The 20,584-nt window shown below is 46.0% G+C and carries 23 protein-coding genes; 13 read left to right on the top strand and 10 right to left on the bottom strand.

Annotated features, from left to right (window positions below):
* Positions 1 to 3 precede the first annotated feature (3 nt).
* Together rnjA and H2R00_RS07240 are read right to left on the bottom strand one after the other, a co-directional pair.
* Entirely contained in the window at positions 4 to 1,671 is a 1,668-nt protein-coding gene (gene rnjA / locus H2R00_RS07245; protein ID WP_154999115.1) for a ribonuclease J1, read from the bottom strand.
* A gap of 4 nt (positions 1,672 to 1,675) precedes the next feature.
* Entirely contained in the window at positions 1,676 to 1,885 is a 210-nt protein-coding gene (locus H2R00_RS07240) for a DNA-dependent RNA polymerase subunit epsilon (protein ID WP_154999116.1), read from the bottom strand.
* A 399-nt stretch (positions 1,886 to 2,284) separates the two neighbouring features.
* Between H2R00_RS07240 and H2R00_RS07235 the strand changes: the two genes are divergently transcribed.
* On the top strand, positions 2,285 to 3,061 hold the full coding sequence (locus tag H2R00_RS07235) for a Cof-type HAD-IIB family hydrolase (protein ID WP_154999117.1): 777 nt from the start codon (positions 2,285 to 2,287) through the stop codon (positions 3,059 to 3,061).
* Between the two features lie 37 nt (positions 3,062 to 3,098).
* Here H2R00_RS07235 and def read toward each other — a convergent pair whose 3' ends face one another.
* Positions 3,099 to 3,653: a peptide deformylase gene (def, locus tag H2R00_RS07230; protein ID WP_154999121.1), complete on the bottom strand. Its 555-nt coding sequence runs from the start codon at positions 3,651 to 3,653 to the stop codon at positions 3,099 to 3,101.
* 120 nt (positions 3,654 to 3,773) lie between these two features.
* Entirely contained in the window at positions 3,774 to 3,905 is a 132-nt protein-coding gene (locus H2R00_RS07225; RefSeq protein ID WP_043928431.1) for a YjcZ family sporulation protein, read from the bottom strand.
* A 258-nt stretch (positions 3,906 to 4,163) separates the two neighbouring features.
* Between H2R00_RS07225 and H2R00_RS07220 the strand changes: the two genes are divergently transcribed.
* The 5 genes from H2R00_RS07220 to lpdA all read left to right on the top strand — a co-directional run bounded on the left by H2R00_RS07220 (position 4,164) and on the right by lpdA (position 10,201).
* Positions 4,164 to 4,832, top strand: a complete 669-nt coding sequence (locus tag H2R00_RS07220; RefSeq protein WP_154999118.1) for a YkyA family protein — start codon at positions 4,164 to 4,166, stop codon at positions 4,830 to 4,832.
* Positions 4,833 to 5,231: 399 nt separating this feature from the next.
* Entirely contained in the window at positions 5,232 to 6,347 is a 1,116-nt protein-coding gene (pdhA, locus tag H2R00_RS07215) for a pyruvate dehydrogenase (acetyl-transferring) E1 component subunit alpha (RefSeq protein ID WP_003181403.1), read from the top strand.
* Positions 6,348 to 6,350: 3 nt separating this feature from the next.
* The gene (gene pdhB / locus H2R00_RS07210) at positions 6,351 to 7,328 is read left to right on the top strand and encodes a pyruvate dehydrogenase complex E1 component subunit beta (protein WP_020451245.1); all 978 of its coding nucleotides are present in this window, start codon (positions 6,351 to 6,353) and stop codon (positions 7,326 to 7,328) included.
* 163 nt (positions 7,329 to 7,491) lie between these two features.
* Positions 7,492 to 8,784, top strand: a complete 1,293-nt coding sequence (locus H2R00_RS07205; RefSeq protein WP_154999119.1) for a dihydrolipoamide acetyltransferase family protein — start codon at positions 7,492 to 7,494, stop codon at positions 8,782 to 8,784.
* Between the two features lie 4 nt (positions 8,785 to 8,788).
* On the top strand, positions 8,789 to 10,201 hold the full coding sequence (gene lpdA / locus H2R00_RS07200; RefSeq protein WP_182070735.1) for a dihydrolipoyl dehydrogenase: 1,413 nt from the start codon (positions 8,789 to 8,791) through the stop codon (positions 10,199 to 10,201).
* Positions 10,202 to 10,312: 111 nt separating this feature from the next.
* On the opposite strand, the gene H2R00_RS21180 is transcribed toward lpdA, so the two are convergent.
* On the bottom strand, positions 10,313 to 10,543 hold the full coding sequence (locus H2R00_RS21180; protein WP_234112978.1) for a hypothetical protein: 231 nt from the start codon (positions 10,541 to 10,543) through the stop codon (positions 10,313 to 10,315).
* A 521-nt stretch (positions 10,544 to 11,064) separates the two neighbouring features.
* Here H2R00_RS21180 and H2R00_RS07190 point away from each other — a divergent pair.
* Entirely contained in the window at positions 11,065 to 11,184 is a 120-nt protein-coding gene (locus H2R00_RS07190; RefSeq protein ID WP_020451249.1) for a GapA-binding peptide SR1P, read from the top strand.
* Between the two features lie 43 nt (positions 11,185 to 11,227).
* Here H2R00_RS07190 and H2R00_RS07185 read toward each other — a convergent pair whose 3' ends face one another.
* Positions 11,228 to 12,700: an aminotransferase class I/II-fold pyridoxal phosphate-dependent enzyme gene (locus H2R00_RS07185; RefSeq protein WP_182071036.1), complete on the bottom strand. Its 1,473-nt coding sequence runs from the start codon at positions 12,698 to 12,700 to the stop codon at positions 11,228 to 11,230.
* A gap of 254 nt (positions 12,701 to 12,954) precedes the next feature.
* On the opposite strand from H2R00_RS07185, the gene H2R00_RS07180 reads away from it, so the two are divergent.
* Complete coding sequence (locus H2R00_RS07180) at positions 12,955 to 13,230, top strand: UPF0223 family protein (protein WP_043928437.1); 276 nt, start codon at positions 12,955 to 12,957, stop codon at positions 13,228 to 13,230.
* Between the two features lie 51 nt (positions 13,231 to 13,281).
* Here the strand turns inward: H2R00_RS07180 and H2R00_RS07175 are convergent, their stop codons facing one another.
* On the bottom strand, positions 13,282 to 13,917 hold the full coding sequence (locus tag H2R00_RS07175; protein ID WP_154996657.1) for a YktB family protein: 636 nt from the start codon (positions 13,915 to 13,917) through the stop codon (positions 13,282 to 13,284).
* Between the two features lie 243 nt (positions 13,918 to 14,160).
* Between H2R00_RS07175 and H2R00_RS07170 the strand changes: the two genes are divergently transcribed.
* The 3 genes from H2R00_RS07170 (at position 14,161) to H2R00_RS07160 (ending at position 15,733) form a co-directional block, all read left to right on the top strand.
* Complete coding sequence (locus tag H2R00_RS07170) at positions 14,161 to 14,349, top strand: YkzI domain-containing protein (RefSeq protein WP_003181425.1); 189 nt, start codon at positions 14,161 to 14,163, stop codon at positions 14,347 to 14,349.
* Between the two features lie 141 nt (positions 14,350 to 14,490).
* On the top strand, positions 14,491 to 15,285 hold the full coding sequence (locus H2R00_RS07165) for an inositol monophosphatase family protein (protein WP_154996655.1): 795 nt from the start codon (positions 14,491 to 14,493) through the stop codon (positions 15,283 to 15,285).
* Entirely contained in the window at positions 15,278 to 15,733 is a 456-nt protein-coding gene (locus H2R00_RS07160) for a GNAT family N-acetyltransferase (protein ID WP_154996653.1), read from the top strand. The genes H2R00_RS07165 and H2R00_RS07160 overlap by 8 nt, the downstream gene beginning before the upstream one ends.
* A gap of 149 nt (positions 15,734 to 15,882) precedes the next feature.
* Here the strand turns inward: H2R00_RS07160 and H2R00_RS07155 are convergent, their stop codons facing one another.
* Entirely contained in the window at positions 15,883 to 16,071 is a 189-nt protein-coding gene (locus H2R00_RS07155) for a YlaF family protein (RefSeq protein WP_043927517.1), read from the bottom strand.
* A 160-nt stretch (positions 16,072 to 16,231) separates the two neighbouring features.
* On the opposite strand from H2R00_RS07155, the gene typA reads away from it, so the two are divergent.
* Entirely contained in the window at positions 16,232 to 18,070 is a 1,839-nt protein-coding gene (gene typA, locus H2R00_RS07150) for a translational GTPase TypA (RefSeq protein ID WP_154996651.1), read from the top strand.
* A gap of 57 nt (positions 18,071 to 18,127) precedes the next feature.
* Positions 18,128 to 18,448: a YlaH-like family protein gene (locus tag H2R00_RS07145; protein ID WP_003181448.1), complete on the top strand. Its 321-nt coding sequence runs from the start codon at positions 18,128 to 18,130 to the stop codon at positions 18,446 to 18,448.
* Positions 18,449 to 18,470: 22 nt separating this feature from the next.
* Here the strand turns inward: H2R00_RS07145 and H2R00_RS07140 are convergent, their stop codons facing one another.
* Together H2R00_RS07140 and H2R00_RS07135 are read right to left on the bottom strand one after the other, a co-directional pair.
* Positions 18,471 to 18,977 (bottom strand): MarR family transcriptional regulator, encoded by a 507-nt coding sequence (locus tag H2R00_RS07140; protein ID WP_182070734.1) that lies wholly within the window; start codon positions 18,975 to 18,977, stop codon positions 18,471 to 18,473.
* 72 nt (positions 18,978 to 19,049) lie between these two features.
* Entirely contained in the window at positions 19,050 to 20,546 is a 1,497-nt protein-coding gene (locus H2R00_RS07135) for a monooxygenase (RefSeq protein WP_182070733.1), read from the bottom strand.
* Positions 20,547 to 20,584: the final 38 nt, after the last annotated feature.

Genomic DNA, 20,584 nt, shown 5'->3' with positions numbered 1-20,584 from the left:
CGATCAGACTTCCATAATAATCGGAAGGATCATCGGCCGGCGTTTTGTTTTTTCATAGAGGAAAGGAGCGAGCGTGTCTGTGATCTCGTTCTTAATTTCAGACCACTGTGTCGTTTTGCGCTCCATCACTTTTTTAAGGTGTCCTGAAATCAGTTCCTGGGCATCATTGATTAAATCACCGGATTCTCTCATATAGACAAATCCTCTGGAAATTAAGTCAGGCCCTGCGGACACTTTGAATTCTTTCATGTTGATGCTGACAACGACAATGACAAGCCCTTCTTCGGAAAGAATCCGGCGGTCGCGAAGCACAATATTGCCGATGTCGCCGATGCCGCTTCCGTCAATATAAACATTGCCTGACGGGATTTTACCGGCGACTGAGGCTTCTTCGCTTGTCAAAGCAAGCACTTCGCCGTTGTCCATAATAAAGCAGTTTTCCTCAGGGATTCCGCAGTCTGTCGCCAGTTTAACATGCATTTTCTGCATTCTGTATTCACCGTGAATCGGCATGAAAAACTTTGGCTTGATGAGGCGGAGCATCAGCTTTTGCTCTTCCTGTCCACCGTGTCCTGATGTATGAATGTTAGTCACAGCTCCGTGGATGACATCGGCACCAGCCCGGTAAAGCTGGTTGATCGTGCGGCTGACGCTGATCGTATTGCCCGGGATCGGAGATGATGAAAATACGACCGTATCCCCGGGAATGATTGAGATTTGCCGGTGTGTGCCGTTTGCAATTCGAGATAGTGCAGCCATCGGTTCGCCTTGGCTTCCGGTACAGAGAATCGTCACTTTGCCGGCAGGCAGCCTGTTAATTTCATTCGCTTCAACAAAAGTATTTTTCGGACACTTAATATACCCGAGCGTTTGACCGATTTCAATCGCCGACTCCATGCTTCGCCCAAATACGGCAACTTTCCGTCCGTTTGCAACAGCTGCTTCGATCACCTGCTGCAGGCGGTGGATGTTTGACGCGAAGGTTGCGAAGATGATCCGGCCTTCGACTTTTCGGAAAATATCATCAATGCTTTCTCCGACTTTGCGCTCTGACATCGTGAAATCAGGGATTTCACTGTTTGTGCTGTCTGAAAGCAGGCAGAGCACGCCTTCTTTTCCGATTTCGGCCATCTTGGTCAAGTTGGCGGGTTCGCCTACCGGTGTAAAATCGAATTTAAAGTCACCGGTATGTACGATGTTTCCTTGCGGTGTTTTTACGACAATCCCGTATGAGTCCGGAATGCTGTGGGTCGTCCTAAAAAAAGAAACCGACGTTTTTCTGAATTTGACGATATCGTCTTCTTCAATGATATGAAGCTTTGTTTGGCGCAGCAGACCGTGCTCTTCAAGCTTCTTCCTGAGAAGGCCGATGGCGAGCTGTCCGCCGTAAACTGGAATGTTCACCTGTTTGAGCAGGTACGGAATTCCGCCGATGTGGTCTTCGTGTCCGTGCGTAATAAAAAGACCTTTGATTTTTTCTTCGTTTTTGACTAAATAAGTGTAGTCGGGGATGACATAGTCGATTCCGAGAAGCTCGTCTTCCGGAAACTTAATCCCCGCATCGATGAGCACGATCTCGTCCTGGAACTGGACCCCATACGTGTTTTTGCCGATTTCCCCAAGTCCTCCAAGGGCAAATACAGCCGTTTGATCATTTTTAACAAATTTCATTCATTCATAACTCCAATACTTTAAAATTTTCGCTTTGCTTTTCATATTCTAAAAAAGCGCCTTCAACTTGCTGTATAAACTCAATATTGTAGTTGTTTTGTTTTAATTTAGATCTGACTTCACGTTCAGATTGAGCTTCCACAAAAATTGAATCTGTTTTTTCACGAACAGGTACTTCGTCATTGCTTGCTTGATAAAATACCTTATAGATCATCCAAATCTCTCCTTAACTGCCGATTGTTAGACTCATCTTTCTATTATATTCGAAATTGCCTCATAAGAAAAGCGCCTGAGAAAAAAAGGACCCTTCCACACGAGTGAAGGTCCTTTTAGGCAATCGACTTTCTGCGCATCATGCCATTCAGCTGTTTTTTTAATTTTTTCCGCAGACGGCGAAGCATACGGATTCCTCCTTTCTCTGACTTGTCTGAGTAACTTCCGTATCTCTTTAGTTCTATTATATGATGAATCTGTCTATTGTTACATGGATATTATTGGCATGTTGATTTTGTTTTGATTTTGGAGTGAAAAGGTTTTCTCGCGTACACAGTTTTTGTATGATGGTACAGGAGAACCATCAATCATACTAGCTAAGGGAGAAGGATTCACTGCCATGGATAAAAAGCTGATTTTCTTTGATATTGACGGAACGATTTATGATCATGATAAACGTATTCCCGCCACCGCGAAACAGGCCGTCTCCGATTTGAAAGCGCACGGCCATCATGTTTTCATCGCATCAGGCCGGGCGCCGTTTATGGTCAGGCCTGTTCTTGAAGAACTGGGCATCAATTCTTTTGTCTCTTATAACGGACAATATGTCGTTTTTGAAGGAGAGGTCATTTATAAAAATCCGATTGCCGAGCAGTCACTGGAAGCGCTGCTTGCGCATTCAGACAGCTGCGGCCACCCCCTCGTGTTCATGGGGGAAGAGGGGATGCGCACGACAACTGCCGGCCATCCGTTCGTCCATGAAGGGATCGGCAGCTTAAAAGTCAATCCGCCGGAAGAGGATCGCGCTTATTTTAAAGGTAGGGACATTTTCCAGGTCCTCTTGTTCTGTACGCAAGACGAGGAAGAGCGGTACAGTCGGTTTAAGGAGTTTGATCTTGTCCGCTGGCACGAGCGCTCTACAGATGTGCTGCCTTCCGGCGGTTCGAAAGCGGAAGGAATTAAAAAAGTCATTGAAAAGCTTCCGTTCGACAGAGAGGATACTTACGCGTTCGGCGACGGTCTGAACGACCTGCAGATGATCGAATTTGCGGGAACCGGAGTGGCGATGGGCAACGCTGTGCCCGAGCTGAAAAAAATAGCCGACTTTGTCACAAAGCCCGTCGATGAAGACGGCATTCAATACGCGGTAGAAGCGCTCGGACTTTTGAGATCATAAAAAAACGGATCAAACATGATCCGTTTTTTTTATGACATTACCTGCCGACAGGTGTTGCATTTTCAGGTTGTTTTAGCGGGTTTTCTTTGTCGATATGGTCGTAAAACATAATGCCGTTTAAATGATCAATTTCATGCTGGAATACGATTGCCGGATATCCTTTTAAGCGGATGTCGATGTTTTCGCCTTCAAGTGTCGTACCTTTGACTCGGACCCGTTCATAGCGCGGAACATATCCGGGAATCGGTTCGTCGACAGACAGGCAGCCCTCGCCGCTTGTCAAGTAGCATTTTTGCACAGAGTGGCTGACGATCTTCGGATTGAAAAGCGCATAGCTGTATAGTGTCCCGTCTTCACTTTCGGCATGAACGGCGATCATTCGTTTATTGATATTAATTTGCGGAGCGGCTAGACCGACACCGGGACGAAGGTTGTATTTTTTAGCGATTTCAGGGTCCTGGCTGTTTTTGACAAACTCGATCATTTCGCTCAGCTGTTTGATTTCTTCTTCGCTTGCTGGCAATTGAACTTCTTCGGCGACGGTTCTCAAAGCGGGGTGGCCGTCGCGGACAATGTTTTCCATTGTGATCAACATCTTCACTCCCAACGATTCATTATGTAAAGTATAGCGGATCTTGCTCTTTTCGCGCAATCTCTGTGCACGATAAAATGACCAGCCTAAAGGAGGCTGGTCATGACGGATTCATCGGGGCTAGCAGCCTAAATAAGCGGCCCCTACAATAATCAGCAAAATAAAGAGAACGACGATCAAAGCGAATGTGCGGCCGTAGCCGTATCCATGGCCGCCGCCGTACCCGTATCCAGGGCAGCAATAACCGTACATATGAAGACCTCCTCCGTTATTTTACGCACAGCCTTTTCTTTTTGGTAGGCATGGCGTCTAATATAAATTATGTAAAAGTCCAAAGGTTGTATAGTCGAATGCCCAACTTCAAGGAATTTTCCCTAAATGTTTTGGTCTAAAAGCGAAGGCGAGGGCATACCGATCTGATATCGGCTTGTCCATATGCTTTAGACTTCTGTTGTCAAACAAACGAATTCATTTTATAGTGGAATTTGTCGAGATTGGGGGAAATTCAGAGTGAAATTTTCAAACATGCGGGTGCCCGCAGGCATCGTCGTTTTTTGCACGGCTGCATTTGTATTAACGGGCTGTCTCTGGAAGGATCCTGTCGAGTCGTTTCACGGCTCGTTGGAGAAGATCGTGGAATTGGAAGAGCCTTTTAAACAAGAGCAGGGTTCTCTTAAAAGTCTGGAAAAAGCCGAATCAAAGCTTTACGAGGAGATGATCAGGCTCAATATGGACGATTTTGACCGGATCGCTGCGCTCTCCGATAAAGCGCTGAAGACAGCCGGCAAACGCGAGGAGCACTTGAATGCTGAGAAAGAAAGCATAGACGAGGCAAAGCGGGAGTTTGAAGCAAATAAAGCGTCGGCAGAAAAAATCGATGATCAGAAGGTCAGGAAGAAGGCTGAGAACGCTGCGTCTTATATGGAAAAGCGCTACAAAGCATACGACTCTCTTTATGACGCCTATCAGAACGCGATCGGCCTTGACAAAGAGCTGTACAAGCTGCTCAAAAATAAAGGTCTTGAACTGGATGACCTTGAGGCGCAGCTGAAAAAAATCAATCAATCGTATGACAAAGTGCTGAAAGAAAGCAAGCATTTCAATGAGTATACAAAGGACTACAACAAAGCCAGAAAAGATTTTTACAAGGCTGCGGGGGTTGAGATGAAAGAGGGCTGAATGTTCAGCCCTCTTTTTTTCGACAGAATCTGTATTGCTATTGTAATACAGATTGTCATCTATACTAGAACAGTTTGTAACAGTCTGGACAACGCTGAAACAGAAATCCGGTAAAGCGAATACATTTATTGAATTTCAGGAATGAAATCGATTGACGAGCATGATCGACTGGTGTAAACTTAGCCTTGGTGGAACTTGTTGTATTAGTTTGTCATAAACTATAAATGATACAGTTTTAGAACGCGTTGTGCTGTCCTTACATAAAAGTTTCGACAACCATCAAAGCGGCTAATAAGAAATAAATATGAGTTGCGCCCGTCAATTTAGGACACCCTAATTCTGTATGTATAAGGGATACACGTCTATGACTGTCAAAAGAAAGGAAGAGGTGACTTTAATATGGCTGCAAAAACGAAAAAAGCAATCGTTGATAGCAAAAAGCAATTCGATGCCATTAAAAAGCAGTTCGAAACGTTTCAAATTTTGAATGAAGAAGGCGAAGTCGTTAATGAAGCGGCAATGCCGGATCTATCTGATGATCAATTAAAAGAATTAATGCGCCGCATGGTGTATACACGCATTTTGGATCAGCGTTCTATTTCTTTGAACAGACAAGGCCGCCTTGGCTTCTACGCGCCGACTGCCGGTCAGGAAGCTTCTCAAATTGCTACGCATTTCGCGCTTGAAAAAGAAGACTTCGTTCTTCCGGGCTACCGTGATGTTCCGCAGTTGATCTGGCACGGACTTCCGCTTTATCAAGCATTCTTGTTCTCTCGCGGACACTTCCGCGGCAACCAAATGCCGGATGATGTTAATGCGCTTTCACCGCAAATTATTATCGGTGCGCAATACATCCAAACGGCTGGCGTTGCACTCGGCTTGAAAAAACGCGGCAAACAGGCTGTGGCGATCACTTATACTGGAGACGGCGGTGCTTCCCAAGGTGACTTCTACGAAGGAATCAACTTTGCCGGTGCGTATAAAGCTCCAGCTATTTTCGTTGTTCAAAACAACCGCTATGCGATTTCTACACCTGTTGAAAAGCAATCAGCAGCTCAAACAATCGCCCAAAAAGCTGCGGCTGCAGGTATCGTCGGCGTTCAAGTTGACGGCATGGATGCCCTTGCTGTATACGCTGCGACACGTGAAGCACGCGAGCGCGCTGTAAACGGCGAAGGCCCTACCCTGATCGAAACGCTTTGCTTCCGTTACGGTCCTCATACTATGGCCGGTGACGATCCGACAAAATACCGTACGAAAGAAATCGAGAATGAGTGGGAGCAGAAAGATCCGCTTGTCCGTTTCCGCAAGTTCTTGGAAAACAAAGGCCTTTGGTCTGAAGAAGAAGAAAACAAGGTAATTGAAGAAGCGAAAGAAGAAATCAAGCAGGCGATCAAAAAAGCTGACGAAGAGCCGAAGCAAAAAGTGACCGACCTGATCGACATCATGTATGAAGAGCTTCCTTACAACCTTGTAGAACAAAAGGAAATTTATAAAGAGAAGGAGTCGAAGTAAGCCATGGCGCAAATGACAATGATTCAAGCAATCACTGATGCGTTACGCACAGAACTGAAAAATGACGAAAATGTCTTAGTTTTCGGAGAAGACGTCGGTGTTAACGGCGGCGTGTTCCGTGCGACTGAAGGATTGCAAAAAGAGTTTGGTGAGGATCGCGTATTTGACACTCCTCTTGCTGAATCTGGTATCGGCGGCCTTGCACTCGGCTTAGGCTTACAAGGCTTCCGTCCTGTAATGGAAATTCAATTTTTCGGCTTTGTATACGAAGTGATGGACTCAGTTTCCGGACAAATGGCACGGATGCGCTACCGTTCCGGCGGCCGCTGGACTTCTCCAGTGACAATCCGTTCTCCGTTCGGCGGCGGTGTTCACACGCCTGAACTTCACGCGGACAGCTTGGAAGGACTCGTTGCACAGCAGCCTGGACTTAAAGTCGTCATTCCTTCAACTCCGTACGATGCTAAAGGACTTTTAATCTCTGCGATCCGCGATAATGATCCGGTTGTTTTCCTTGAGCACATGAAACTTTACCGTTCATTCCGTCAGGAAGTTCCTGAAGAGGAATACACAATTGAAATCGGCAAAGCCGATGTGAAACGCGAAGGAACAGACCTTTCCATCATCACATACGGAGCGATGGTTCACGAGTCATTAAAAGCGGCGGAAGAGCTTGAAAAAGAAGGCGTATCTGCTGAGGTTGTCGACCTTCGCACAGTCAGCCCGCTTGACATTGACACGATCATCGCATCTGTAGAAAAAACAGGCCGCGCGATCGTCGTTCAAGAGGCGCAAAAACAAGCTGGAGTGGCTGCAAACGTTGTTGCTGAAATCAACGACCGCGCGATTTTGAGCCTCGAAGCTCCAGTGCTTCGCGTCACTGCTCCTGATACTGTATTCGCATTCTCTCAAGCTGAAAGCGTATGGCTTCCAAACCATAAAGACGTGCTTGAAACTGCGAAAAAAGTATTGGAATTTTAATTAGATCTGAACAATTCAAAAGGGAAAAGCTGATATCAGCCTTTTTCCCTTCATGCATTTCCACAGTCAGTCGGAGAAACTGTAGCCGTATACTGACAGTCGGCCTCAAACAAGAGGCTGACCACTATATCAACTACGTAATAATCTTAGGAGGTCGAGAACTGTGGCATTTGAATTTAAACTTCCGGATATCGGGGAAGGAATCCACGAAGGCGAAATCGTGAAATGGTTCGTCAAGCCAAACGACGAGGTAAACGAAGACGACGTTTTGGCAGAGGTGCAAAACGATAAAGCAGTTGTAGAAATCCCTTCACCTGTTAAAGGAAAAGTATTAGAATTAAAAGTTGAAGAGGGAACAGTCGCAACCGTTGGGCAGACAATCATCACATTTGATGCACCAGGTTACGAAGATCTTCAATTCAAAGGCGACGAATCAGGTGAAGCGAAAGCGGAAGAAGCTGAAAAACAAGAAACTGATGCACCTGCAGAAGCAGCGAAAGCAAACGAGCAAGCGGATGCAGATCCGAATAAGCGCGTCATTGCAATGCCATCTGTACGCAAGTATGCCCGCGAAAAAGGCGTTGATATCGTGAATGTTTCAGGCTCCGGCAAAAACGGCCGCGTTCTGAAAGAGGATATCGACAGCTTCTTAAACGGAGGAACTGCCGGAGACGCTCAGGCTGCTCAAGCTGAAGAAAAAGCAGAGCCTGCTGCACAAAAACCTGCAGCGGCGGTTCAAGTGCCTGAAGGCGAATTCCCTGAAACACGCGAGAAAATGAGCGGAATCCGCAAAGCCATCGCAAAAGCTATGGTCAACTCAAAACATACCGCTCCACACGTTACACTAATGGACGAAGTCGATGTGACAAACCTTGTCGCTCACCGCAAGCAGTTTAAACAAGTTGCGGCTGATCAAGGAATTAAGCTGACTTACCTGCCTTACGTGGTAAAAGCTTTAACATCAGCTCTGAAAAAATATCCAGTACTGAATACATCAATTGACGACAATACAGATGAAATCATTCAGAAGCACTACTACAACATCGGTATTGCGGCAGACACTGAAAAAGGCCTGCTTGTGCCAGTCGTTAAAAATGCGGACCGCAAAGCTGTTTTTGAGATTTCAAACGAAATCAACGAGCTTGCGACAAAAGCACGCGAAGGCAAACTTGCTCCTGCTGAAATGAAAGGCGCTTCTTGCACAATTACGAATATCGGCTCTGCCGGCGGTCAATGGTTCACACCGGTTATCAACCATCCGGAAGTTGCGATCCTTGGAATCGGCCGCATCGCTGAGAAAGCTGTCGTTCGTGACGGCGAAATCGTCGCTGCACCTGTTCTGGCTCTTTCTCTAAGCTTTGACCACCGTATGATCGACGGCGCAACTGCACAAAACGCATTAAATCACATCAAGCGTTTGCTGAACGATCCACAATTAATTTTAATGGAGGCGTAATGTAATGGTAGTAGGAGATTTCCCTATTGAAACAGATACTCTTGTCATTGGTGCGGGACCTGGCGGCTATGTAGCTGCCATCCGCGCTGCTCAGCTTGGACAAAAAGTAACAATCGTTGAAAAAGGCAATCTTGGAGGCGTATGTCTGAATGTCGGATGTATCCCTTCAAAAGCGCTGATCAATGCAGGCCACCGCTATGAGAATGCGAAGCATTCTGAAGAGATGGGGATCACTGCTGAAAACGTAAAAGTTGACTTTACAAAAGTTCAAGAATGGAAAGCCTCTGTCGTTAATAAGCTTACCGGCGGTGTTGAAGGCCTTCTGAAAGGCAACAAAGTCGACATCGTAAAAGGCGAAGCGTACTTTGTAGACAGCAATTCTGTACGCGTGATGGATGAGAACTCAGCTCAGACTTACACGTTCAAAAATGCGATCATCGCAACAGGTTCTCGCCCTATCGAATTGCCAAACTTCAAATATAGCGACCGCGTACTGAATTCAACAGGCGCGCTTGCACTGAAAGCAATTCCTAAGAAGCTCGTTGTCATCGGCGGCGGCTACATCGGAACAGAGCTCGGTACTGCATATGCAAACTTCGGTACTGAAGTTGTCATTCTTGAAGGCGGAGAAGAAATCCTTCCAGGCTTTGAGAAGCAAATGAGCTCTCTTGTCAAACGCAACCTGAAGAAAAAAGGCAACGTCGAAATCCATACAAAAGCAATGGCTAAAGGCGTGGAAGAAAAAGCTGACGGCGTAACTGTTACGTTCGAAGTGAAAGGCGAAGAGCAAACGATCGATGCGGACTACGTACTTGTCACTGTCGGCCGCGTTGCAAACACGGACGAGCTCGGACTTGAACAAGTCGGCGTCGAAATGACCGACCGCGGCATCATCAAAACGGACAAACAATGCCGTACAAACATTCCGAATATCTATGCGATCGGTGACATCATCGAAGGTCCTCCGCTTGCACATAAAGCTTCTTATGAAGGTAAAATTGCTGCTGAAGCGATTGCCGGAGAAGCAGCGGAAATCGACTATCTCGGAATTCCTGCGGTCGTCTTCTCTGAGCCTGAACTTGCATCTGTGGGCTACACTGAAGCACAGGCTAAAGAAGAAGGTTTATCAGTGACTGCAGCCAAATTCCCGTTTGCAGCAAACGGACGTGCGCTGTCATTAAACGAAACTGACGGTTTCCTTAAACTTGTAACACGCAAAGAAGACGGCTTAGTCATCGGTGCACAAATCGCCGGAGCAAGCGCTTCTGACATGATTTCTGAGCTGAGCTTGGCAATCGAAGCAGGAATGACTGCTGAAGATATCGCAATGACAATCCATGCTCACCCTACATTGGGAGAAATCACAATGGAAGCTGCAGAAGTTGCCATCGGCATGCCGATTCACGTTGTAAAATAATTTAAAGAAAAACCCCCTGCAAAGGGGGTTTTTATGTTTTCTAGCCTTGCATGACTATTGCCCGAGATATTTGTGAAGCTAAAAATCCCCTTGCACATGTGCAGGGGATTTTTAATGCTTCAATTCCTTTTGAAGAAGCTTTACAATTTTATCTTTATCTTTTATTTTTCCTTCAATTTTAACTAGTACTTTCTTATCATTAACAAGCAGCAAGCTTGGAAAGATTTTAACCTCTTTTTTCCACTGGCCTTTATCATGTGAAATTTCCATATTTGAAACCTGTTCTGGAAATTCTTTTTTTAAATCCAAAAGCGCATCATAATAAGCCACTTCCTGCTCCATATGCTCGTCATCGGAAAAAAAGAGGAGCTTGAGGTGGCGTTGGTTGGCGCTTTGGTGATGCTGGTCAGGCATGATGTGAGATAAAGAACATCCACTCGTCAAAAAAAGGAAACAAATTGCGGCGGTGAATATTGCTCGAAACCACATGACGTCTCTTCACCTCTCTATATAATGCAAGCCGATTTTCCTGTTCGATTAGTAAACAATTCCTATTTTATCATGATAATTGAAATAATCTTTCGTTGTTACCCATTTGTTACACAATTGATAACTGCTGTTTTTTTTATGAGATGTTGTAGGGTGAACGTATTTGCTAGGTATATAGTCGGGATCAGCGGGGAAGCGTTCTGCTTAAGCTTTAAGCAGGAATACATATATAACATGAATGGACTTTTTAAAAAAAGAGCAAAAATGATTTAAATGTGTTATACAATTTACCGTTGACAATATCAATGTGACATAATATTATAGAGGTAACAAATTTAAACGCTTCCATTTTGAAAAGAAAAGGGGAATGTAAGATGGGCACGATCGTTTGTCAAGACTGCAATGAAACCATTCAGCATTTTGAAGATGAAAAAGTGACGATTCTTTACGGAACGTGCGGACAGTGCAACTGCCATCTTAGAGAGGAAGAATAGAAAAAAGCATGCGGCTATTTAAGGGCCGCATGCTTTTATGTTTTTACAGGATGGCTTGCTGTTCTTTAATCACTCGGATCATATGGAGAGTGTCATCTTCCGGTCCCTGAACAGGCAGCCCTGCTTCCAGGTTCTTTTCAATGTAAGTGATATTATCCTCGGTAATGATCTCGCCTGGAATGAAGATCGGTATCCCTGGCGGATAAACCATAACAAATTCGGCAATGATTCTGCCAGCTGCTTTTTTGAAGGGGATGATTTCCGTGTTTGCATAAAAAGCGTCACGCGGTGTCATCGCAAGCGCCGGAATGTTTGGCAGAAGCACTTCAGGCTTGCGTCTGTTTTCCGCAGCTGAAGCGGCCTGTTGAGCGATGTCGGTTAAGCCTTTGACCAACGCATCCGCATCCTCTTTCCGGTCTCCCGGTGTAAAAATGCACAGGATGTTGTATAAGTCAGAAAGCTCCACTTCGATTTGGCATGACTCGCGCAGCCATTTTTCCACATCATGGCCGGTCAGGCCGAGATCTTTCACTGAAATGATCAATTTGGTCGGATCATAATCAAAAGCCGCTTTGGAGCCGAGAATTTCCCTTCCGACGCATGAAATACCATTGATATCATTGATGCGCTTCCTTGTTTCATCAGCGAGCTTAATCGTTTGTTCGATCAGTGCGTGTCCCTCTGTGGCTAAGCGTTTTCTTGCGACATCAAGTGAAGCGAGCAATAGATAGGAGGTCGATGTGGTCGTCAGCATGCTTAAAATCGATTGAACCCTTTCCTTTGAAACAAGACCTTCTTTCATATTGAGAATCGAGCTCTGGGTAAGGGAGCCTCCGAGCTTATGAACGCTCGTCGCCGCCATATCCGCTCCGGCCTGCATGGCCGAAAGAGGCAGATCTTCATGGAAGTGGATGTGAACGCCATGCGCTTCGTCAACAAGCACAGGGACATGAAATGAATGAGCCAGTTCCACGATGCTTCTTAAGTCAGCAGCTATGCCGAAATAAGTCGGGTTGATAACGAGGAGCCCTTTTGCGTCAGGATGCTCAAGCAGCGCTTTTTTCGCTGATTCAGGGGTGATTCCGTGTGAAATCCCCAGCTCATCGTCGATTTCCGGATGGATGAAGATCGGGATTGCGCCTGAGAAGACGATCGCTGACATCACCGATTTATGAACATTTCTCGGAACGATGATTTTGTCTCCAGGGCCGCATACGGCCATGACCATCGTCATGATGGCGCCGCTCGTTCCTTGGACGGAAAAAAACGTGTAGTCGGCTCCGAATGCTTCAGCCGCCAGATCCTGCGCCTGTTTGATAATTCCTTTCGGTGCGTGCAGATCGTCGAGAGGTTCGATATTGATTAAATCTATGCTTAATGCGTTTTCTCCGATAAACTCCCTGAATTCAGGGTCCATCCCAGAGCCTTTTTTGTGCCCCGGTATATGGAACTGGATCGGGTTTTTGCCGGCGTGTTTTTTTAATCCGGTATATAGGGGTGTTTCGTGCTGCAACAATTGTTTTCCCACCTTCATGATAAACCTGCTATTTCTTTAAAGACTATTCTTTATCAAAAATCGTTGAGTTATTTTGCGTTTTTGCTTGATGGCATAAAACAAATGAATTATATTATGTTCTTGAAAGAATGTAAAGATCATTTTATCATCTTTCCTGTAAGGGCTTCTAGGTCCCTTTGGATAGTCGCAAAAAAGAAAACCAATACTATAGCTAAACAAGCCGTCAGGCCGAACTGCACAAGGAGATGAACCAAATGGAAGAAGGGTACCAATATCCGATGAATGAAGACTGGAGCACAGAGGAAGCGATAGACGTCATATCGTTTTTTCAGACGGTTGAGCTCGCTTACGAAAAAGGCGTAGAACGCGACGTGCTGATGAGTGCTTACCGCCGCTTTAAAGAAATCGTTCCGGGAAAAGCGGAGGAAAAAAAGCTGTGCAGCCAGTTTGAAGAGGCGAGCGATTACTCTCCGTATCAGGCAGTCAAAAAAGCAAAGGAACAAACGGAAGATACGAAAATTAAAATGTAATGAGAAAATCCAAAACAAAAGGGGATGGCACAACAGGCCATCCCTTTTTGATTAAACCGATACTTTCTGCGTCAGGCGGTAAAGGAAGGCGAGCTTTTCAAAAGCCGCTTCGATTTCGGATAGAAACGCCTCTTCGCTCATTTGCAGCACTTCGTCTTTTGAAAGCTGAATACCGCAAAGCGCTTCTGCTTTTTTCACATTGACGAGCCGTTCAAACAGGTTTTCCAGATCTTTATCGTTCATCTCAGACTGTCTCTTGGCATCAGGTTTCGTATGATCGGCCGACCAGAAAAAGCGACTAGGAATGTTGCCCTCAATGTCCTGCAGATGCTTCTTAAACAGCTGGCCGTATTCCTGCTTGAGAGGAGACTCATAGATCAATGCAAACCATACGAAAACATGGGTTTCCCATAAACCAATTTGGAAATGAGGCAGCTTTTTATAGCCGCGCTTATTGTTTGCGAAAGCAACCCAGCTGTCGTTTGGCGGATTGACTGAGCGGCGCGCGTGCTTTGCGACGTGGACAAACATTTCGTCTCCTGTTAAAGCGGACAGAACAGGCGCAAAATGATCGCCGAGCCCTTGAAGTTTCGGGCGCACTGTTTCTTTCAGAACGCTCATCCGCGCATCTAAACCTTCTATTGTAAATGTACGAAAATCTTCTTCAGTAAAACGCAGACTGCTCATTGTTTTCCTCCTTGTCCAATCAGTAAAGATATTGTATCACAGTCGGCTTTTCAAACAAAAAATTACGTTTCGTCTTGCGGATTTTGGGGAATCGTTAGGTAAACACACAATTTTTAGAATAACGTTGCGAATGCTTGAGCACTTCATACGATATGAATAAGAAATTAATATAAATCACGCTTAGGACTATAACCAGAAGGATTCTTTTTGAAATCAACTTTCTCTGGAGGGGGCGTAGGGCACATGAAACCAATTGTAAAACAAGGATTGAAAGAGGAAAAAGACAATCGGGCCGCTGTTTGGAGGCTTGAGGTCGATTATGAACTTGCAACGCTTTTTGAAGCCATGGAAAAAAAGGATGAAACCCAAATCGAGTTGAGCAAGCGCAAACTGGAACGACTCAGAAAAGAATGGATCAGATTACATGGTTGAAACCATAATAAAAACGAACCGTTTGAGAGGTTCGTTTTTATCTGGGCTGCCTGATCATTTGTCATTTTTCTTGATTTTTCCCGGTTAATATCAGTATGCTATGAATAAATCAACAGGTATACATAGAAAAGAGGTAGTGTGATGACAAACTGGAAGGAAATCGACCGTCTGGCGAAAAGCTGGGTGAAAGAAGCTGGTCAGAGAATTAAGCAATCAATGAAAGAAAAGATGACGATTGAAACGAAATCGAATCCAAATGACCTTGTTACAAACATTGACAAAGAAACAGAGCGTTTTTTCATTGAGAAAATCCAATCGGTTTTTCCGGATCATCATATTCTTGGCGAAGAAGGCCAAGGGGACAAGCTCACATCTTTGGACGGCATCGTTTGGATCATCGATCCGATCGATGGTACGATGAACTTTATTCATCAAAAACGCAATTTTGCGATTTCAATCGGCATTTTTGAAAACGGTAAAGGCAAAATCGGCTTGATTTATGATGTGACTCATGATGAGCTTTATCATGCTTTTCAAGGCGAAGGTGCTTACATGAACGATACAAAGCTCGGCAAGATGAAAGAAGTGCCACTTGAAGAATCGATTCTGGCCATCAATGCGACATGGATCACCGAGAACAGACGGATCGATCCAAACGTATTATCCCCGCTTGTCAAGCGTGTCAGAGGGACCCGTTCATACGGTTCAGCGGCTTTGGAACTTGCTTATGTAGCGGCCGGCAGAATGGATGTGTATGTGACGATGAGGCTGGCTCCTTGGGATTACGCAGCCGGTTGCATCCTGCTTGACGAGGTCGGCGGAACATATACGACCATTGACGGGAAGCCGCTCAATTTTCTTGAAAACCACAGCATCGTAGCCGGCAATCCGGCAGCTCACCGGGCGATTTTCGACGAATATTTGCCGCATGAATAGCAGGTCTTTCTCTTCTTCTGATCTCGCCTTTTTTGAGGAGCTGGCCGAAGCGAGCCCGGGATGGGCGAAGGAAGAGCTTGACGGAATCAGCCTGGAACGGTATATGAATGCTTATGCGATGTATAACGGTGAATGGCTCGTGTGGGAAGACAGGGGCCTGCCGGCGGCTCTCAGCTTTCATCTCGAATGGGCGCCTTCTAATGGCAAGCCTTGGCTTGGAACCCTTCTTGTCCATCCCGATTTCCGCAAAAAAGGCCGGGCAAAAGAAGTGATGAAAACGATCGGAAAACGCTTGAGAGAAAAGGGGCATAAAGCGTTGTTTGCGGCAGTGCCTTATGAAAAGGACGAGTGGCTGAACATGCTTGCCCGTTCAGGATTTGAACAGCTGAAGACGGAAAAAGATGAAGAGGGAAAACGATATTTGATTATGGTTTTGCCCCTTGCTTGATGCGGCAATGAGACTTGTTTGACAACAGGTCTCATTTTTTTCGGATTTATTTCAGACCATAGAGGGATGAACATGGTGCAAGACTATGATTTACGCGGGGGTGCGTGTTTGACAATCAAAAGCCCCTTCAGCCGGAAGGGGCTCCTTTCCTATTCGAGCAGGCCTTTTTCGCGCATTCTTTTTTTGAGTGTAAAACCGCTCCCCATAATCACGATCAGAATCGCGATGGCGATTGCGACGCCGGCTGCGCTTTTTTGGGCGATTGCAACTCCGATCATCATAATGCTGATGACTGCAGCAAGTGCAAATAATAAGAAAATCCACTTGATTTGTTTCACTGTTTTTCCATCCCCTTAGTATGAAGTCTACTGTTAGTTTACAGAAAATCACGCTGAATAGAAAGGGTCAAACGAAGCTGGAAATTTGAAACAAATTGAAATAACTTCGTTCGTCAGTTATAATATGAAAGATTATCTAAATTTTTTAGGAGATGAAAATGTGAAACTTCGAGAAGATCTTCGCAATATCGCTATTATCGCCCACGTTGACCATGGAAAAACGACGCTTGTGGATCAGCTCCTCCATCAGGCCGGCACATTCCGTGCAAATGAAAACGTGGCTGAGCGCGCAATGGATTCCAATGATTTGGAAAGAGAGCGCGGTATTACGATTTTAGCGAAAAATACAGCGATTAATTATAAAGATACACGCATTAATATTTTGGATACTCCAGGACACGCAGACTTCGGCGGAGAAGTTGAGCGGATCATGAAAATGGTCGACGGTGTTCTGCTTGTTGTGGACGCTTATGAAGGCTGCATGCCGCAAACCCGCTTTGTGCTGAAAAAAGCACTTGAGCAAAACTTGACGCCGATCGTTGTTGTCAATAAGATTGACCGTGATTTTGCCCGTCCTGAAGAGGTCGTAGATGAAGTGCTCGATTTGTTTATCGAGCTTGATGCCAATGAAGAACAGCTTGAATTCCCGGTTGTTTACGCTTCTGCGATCAACGGCACCGCATCAGCAGATCCGAAGCAGCAGGATGAAAACATGGAAGCTTTATTCGAAGCGATTGTCAACCATATTCCTTGTCCTGTCGATAACCATGAGGATCCTTTACAGTTCCAGGTGGCTCTGCTTGACTACAATGATTATGTCGGCCGTATCGGAATCGGACGCGTGTTCAGAGGAACGATGAAAGTCGGACAGCAAGTTGCTTTAATGAAGCTTGACGGTTCTGCCAAACCGTTCCGTGTCACGAAAATCTTCGGTTTCCAGGGATTGAAGAGAGTCGAGATTGAGGAAGCGAAAGCCGGCGACCTTGTCGCGGTATCAGGAATGGAAGACATCAATGTCGGAGAAACTGTCTGCCCGATTGAGCATCAGGAGGCGCTTCCGGTTCTTCGCATTGACGAGCCAACGCTTCAAATGACGTTTGCGGTTAACAACAGTCCTTTTGCCGGTCGCGAAGGAAAATATGTCACGGCCAGGAAGATTGAAGAGCGTCTTGAACAGCAGCTTCAGACAGATGTCAGCCTTCGAGTCGATCCGACGCCATCACCTGATGCCTGGATTGTATCAGGACGCGGTGAGCTGCATTTGTCGATTTTAATCGAAAACATGCGACGTGAAGGCTTTGAACTGCAAGTATCGAAGCCGGAAGTCATCATTAAAGAAATCGACGGCGTTCGCTGTGAGCCTGTTGAACGCGTGCAAATCGATGTGCCTGAAGAGCACACTGGATCTGTAATGGAATCAATGGGTGCGCGCAAAGGTGAAATGATCGACATGATCAATAACGGAAACGGTCAGGTCCGTCTGATTTTCAATGTCCCTTCACGCGGATTAATCGGCTACTCAACCGAATTTCTTTCCCTTACACGCGGTTTCGGGATTTTAAATCACACGTTTGACAGCTATCAGCCAGTTGAGCCAGGGCAAGTCGGCGGGCGCCGTCAAGGCGTGCTTGTCTCAATGGATACCGGGAAAGCTTCAGCCTACGGCATTCAAGGCGTTGAAGAACGCGGCGTAATTTTTGTCGAGCCGGGCACAGAAGTATATGAAGGCATGATCGTTGGCGAGCACAACCGTGAAAACGACCTTGTCGTCAACATCAACAAAATGAAGCAGCAGACAAACGTGCGCTCAGCGACGAAAGATCAGACGGTCAGCATGAAAAAACCGCGTATCATGTCGCTTGAAGAGTCGCTTGAATACTTGAACGAGGATGAGTACTGCGAAGTCACACCTGAATCCATCAGATTGAGAAAGAAAATTCTCGACAAAAACGAACGCGAAAAAGCAGCGAAAAAGAAAAAGCTGGCAGGATTGTCGTAACATTTGCAGAACCTAAAAAAAGAGCAACCCAACTAAGCAAAGGGGAGGGGAATCTTTTTGACTGATGTAAGTGAACGGCTGTCGTTTTTTGCCGCTCTCTATAAAGTGGACCAGAATCCTGAGGCGGGAATGTGGTGGCTTTATGCCACCATCTTCGTTCTGTCTGCGGTCGTCTTTAAACTGGGTTTCGCCAAACGGCTGCCGCTGTTGAAAACGGCCATCATTTACTTTTTTCTGGCATTAGGCTGTACGTTTTTAACTTTCTTCGGCGTTTTTTTGCCGGTTGGAGAAGGGCTGATCGTAGCCGTTTTAATCCTTTCGATTTACAAAATCCGTCTGCACCGTTCGAAAAAAGAGCAGACGGGGGCGAATACGTAGAAAAAGACATAGCCAAAGAAGGCTATGTCTTTTCTGTATCCGCCCAAAAATCTGCCGTTAATAAGTCCCGAAACAAAGCTCTGGCAAAAAGGATCTCGTCAGATGAATACCTGCTTAAAAATCGTTTAAAGCTTTGTTCGATTTTTTCGTGTTCCCGCTGGTGAAGGTGATAGATGCTTCTCCCTTTCTGGCTTAAACGGAAGTAGATTTCTTTTTTATTGTCGCTGAGCTGAGTTTTATTGACGAGGCCTTTTTCGGTCAGCTTTGCGGTGATCCTTGAGACCGTCGCTTTTGAAAATGCCATCTTCTCGGAAATCGAGGTGACGTTGATCGGTTCGTGGTCGCCAATGCAGCTGATCGTATGGACGTCAGACATGTTGAGTTTCAGTTCGGCTCGGAATTCGTGCTCCATCTTTTTCATTTCTGCGGAGATGCGCTCTTTCATGATGGTTTCATGCTGTTCCTGCTGATGAATGAGCCTGATGTACAGGTCAAATATGTCTTGTTTGGCGTGTGTTAAATGCTCCATGCAGAAAACCGGCTCCTTTAATCGATTTTTCTGCTTTGATTATACCATTTAGTTGCGCATGAAACAAAATGGTTAAACAGACTGAAGGTGAGAGTTTCCGCACCAGCGGCGGATACCGTCAGCAATCAATTGCTCCGTATTTTCCATGGATTCGTCGACAGCCCAGGCTACGTGGCCGTCAGGACGGATCAGCGCTGCCTTTACGCCATTCCATTCAGGCCTGCCGTCAATTGCTTTCACTTGCATGAGCCGGACATGAGGAAGTCCGGAAAATTCCTTCAGTTCTTTCCCGAATGCTGCCAATAAAAAGAATCCATCGCCGAGAAAAGTGTAAAGTCGTTTGACAGTACCATCTGAAAGGGTCAGGTCAATATCTGGCAGTCGTTTTCCGTTCAGCTCATGTTTAGGCATCTCTTCATCTGCTTCGTATTGCACGTTGAGCGCTGCAATTTGTTCTGCCAGATAACGATTGACGTCTGAAAATTCGAGAATGCCGGATAATAATTCGCGGAGGTACAGCCCTTCACGCGTAAAATCAAACAGCTTTGTTTGGATTTGTGTATTGACGAGCAGCGCTTCCCCGATAGGGTGTCTTTCATTATGGTAACTGTCAAGCAGCCAGTCGGGACACCGTCCGTTGATCTTTGCTGCGAGCTTCCAGCCAAGGTTCATCGCGTCCTGTAGCCCGACATTTAAACCTTGCCCTCCTGCGGGAAAATGAATATGCGCGGCATCTCCAGCCAAGAAAATTCTGCCGGAACGGTAATGCTCCGCCAACTTGCTGGCATTTCCGAAGCGGGACATCCAAACCGGGTTGTCCATTCCAAGGTCCGTGCCGCAGATGCGCTTGAGTTCTTTTTTTAATTCTTCCAGTGTGACGGGCTCGTGAAGCAAAGCTTGAGGCATGTGCGGCGCCGTTATGAGGACGCGGAAAATGCCGCCGTCTAAAGGCACGATCACAACGGCACCTTCACGGTTCTCGCAAGTATAGAAATGAGATTCCGGCGGATTTTCAAGCGACACATCACCAAGCATTGCAGTAATATTTGCATCAGTTCCGGAAAAAGCGATGCGCGCCTGCTTGCGAATGATACTTCCGGCTCCGTCAGCACCGACGATATAGGAAGCAGTTAGTAAGGACAGGCCATCCGGACCCTGGACAACAAGCTCGGCGGTTTCCTCATGCTCGCGGACAGCGAGAACTTCATGACCGCGAAGGATGGAGACGCCGAGATTTCGCGCATGTTCCTCAAGCACCTTCTCAGTTTCGTACTGAGGGATGAACAATGTAAAATTGGTTTGCGTGTCAAGCGCAGAAAAGTCCAATCCAGTCTTCAGACCGGCGAAATGCCCCGAAGGGATCGGCTTGCCAATTTGCTTAAACCGTTCTCCAAGCCCTCTCATTTCAAGTATTTCGATTGAGCGCGGATGCAGTGTGAGCGCTTTTGAGAATGGAGAAGGCTCTTTCAGCCGTTCGACAATACAGGTCCGGACGCCGGCTAAAGCCAGCTCGGAAGCCGTCAGCAGACCGACGGGGCCGCCGCCTGCAATCAGTACATCAAAATCCATGATCAACCACTCCTTTTTTTGTTGCGTATGAAACAATT

It is taken from the genome of Bacillus haynesii (assembly GCF_014042035.1).
In the GTDB taxonomy this organism is placed as follows: domain Bacteria; phylum Bacillota; class Bacilli; order Bacillales; family Bacillaceae; genus Bacillus; species Bacillus haynesii.
This window is presented reverse-complemented; position numbering and strand designations above follow the sequence as displayed.